We start from the raw sequence: 1,661 nt of genomic DNA, 5'->3' as shown, positions 1-1,661 counted from the left end.
GCTTTTCCTGCACGCAGTAGCTCAGGTTCACACCCCAGCGGCTGCCGTCGCCCAGCAGCGACTGGAAGCGCGGCGTGTCTTGCGGGGTGCTGATGACCAGGATGTCGCGGATGCCGGCCAGCATCAAGGTGGCCAGCGGGTAGTAGACCATCGGCTTGTCGTACACCGGCAGCAGCTGTTTGCTCAGCGCCAGCGTGGCCGGGTGCAGCCGGGTGCCGGAGCCGCCGGCCAGGATGATGCCCTTGCGGGTGGGGTTGCTCATGGTGGGTACGGCGAAGTGGGTGATCAGCGGAAGGCTTCGGTGAGCATGCGTTCAACACCATCCTGCCAGGGCGGCATGACGAGATCGAAGGCCTGCTGCAGGCGCTGGGTGGACAGGCGCGAATTCAGCGGCCGGCGCGCCGGCGTCGGGAAGGCCGTGGTGGGCACCGGCTCGATGGCGCCGGGCGCCACCTTCAGCGGCAGGCCGTTGGCACGAGCCCAGTCGATCACGAAGCTGGCGTAGCCGTGCCAGCTGGTTTCGCCGGCCGCCACCGCGTGGTAGGTGCCGCCCAGCGCCGGGTTGGCGCGGCAGGCGCGGATGGCATGGGCGGTGATGTCGGCCAGCAGATCGGCGCCGGTGGGCGCGCCGATCTGGTCGTCGATGACGGTGAGCTTGTCGCGTTCACCGGCCAGGCGCAGCATGGTGCGCGCGAAGTTGCCGCCGCGCGCGCCATAGACCCAGCTGGTGCGCAGGATCACGTGCGGGCAGCCGCTGGCGCGGATGGCCTCTTCGGCCTGCAGCTTGGTGCGGCCGTACACGCTCAAGGGGCCGGTGGGCGCGTCTTCGTCGCGCGCGGTGCTGCCGCTGCCGTCGAACACGTAGTCGGTGCTGTAGTGCACCAGCAGTGCGCCCAGGGCCGCGGCTTCCTTGGCGATCACGGCGGGGCCGGTGGCGTTGAGCGCCTCGGCCAGGGCTGGTTCGCTCTCGGCCTTGTCGACCGCGGTGTGCGCGGCGGCATTGACGATGACGTCGGGCCGCACCTGGCGCACCGTCTCGGCCAGGCCCTCGGGCCGGCTGAAGTCGGCGTGCAGCGTGGGGCTGTCGAAGTCCAGCGCCACCAGTTCACCCAGCGGGCGCAGCGCGCGTTGCAGCTCCCAGCCGACCTGGCCGCCCTTGCCGAACAGCAGGACCTTCATGCGCGGCCGCCGTAGTTGGTGCCGATCCAGTCCTTGTAGGCGCCGCTTTGCACGTCGGCCACCCAGGCGCTGTTGTCCAGGTACCACTGCACCGTCTTGCGGATGCCGGTGTCGAAGGTTTCGGCGGGACGCCAGCCCAGTTCACGCTCGATCTTGCGGGCGTCGATGGCGTAGCGGCGGTCGTGGCCGGGGCGGTCGGTCACGTAGGTGATCAGGCGGCTGTAGGGGCCGGCGGGGTCGGGCTTGAGTTCGTCGAGCAGCGCGCACACCGTCTTGACGATGTCGATGTTGGCCTTCTCGTTCCAGCCGCCGATGTTGTAGGTCTCGCCCAGCGTGCCGCGCTCGAGCACCGCGCGGATGCCGCTGCAGTGGTCCTTGACGTACAGCCAGTCGCGGATCTGCTGGCCGTCGCCGTACACCGGCAGCGGCTTGCCGGCCAGGGCGTTGACGATCATCAGCGGGATCAGCTTCTCGGGGAAGTG

Annotated in this window: 3 protein-coding genes; all 3 read right to left on the bottom strand. The window is 69.8% G+C overall.

Features of this window, described 5'->3' with window-relative positions; translation table 11 throughout:
• Positions 1-262, bottom strand: a 262-nt coding sequence (locus ABNT58_RS16460; RefSeq protein WP_348754532.1) for a sugar phosphate nucleotidyltransferase, incomplete at its 3' end; no start/stop codon positions are given.
• A 23-nt stretch (positions 263-285) separates the two neighbouring features.
• Positions 286-1,179 (bottom strand): dTDP-4-dehydrorhamnose reductase, encoded by an 894-nt coding sequence (rfbD, locus tag ABNT58_RS16455; protein WP_348754531.1) that lies wholly within the window; start codon positions 1,177-1,179, stop codon positions 286-288.
• On the bottom strand, positions 1,176-1,661 hold a 486-nt coding region (locus ABNT58_RS16450; protein WP_348754530.1), incomplete at its 5' end, for a GDP-mannose 4,6-dehydratase. The genes rfbD and ABNT58_RS16450, both read right to left, overlap by 4 nt.

It is taken from the genome of uncultured Aquincola sp. (assembly GCF_964001545.1).
Taxonomy (GTDB): domain Bacteria; phylum Pseudomonadota; class Gammaproteobacteria; order Burkholderiales; family Burkholderiaceae_C; genus Aquincola.
This window is presented reverse-complemented; position numbering and strand designations above follow the sequence as displayed.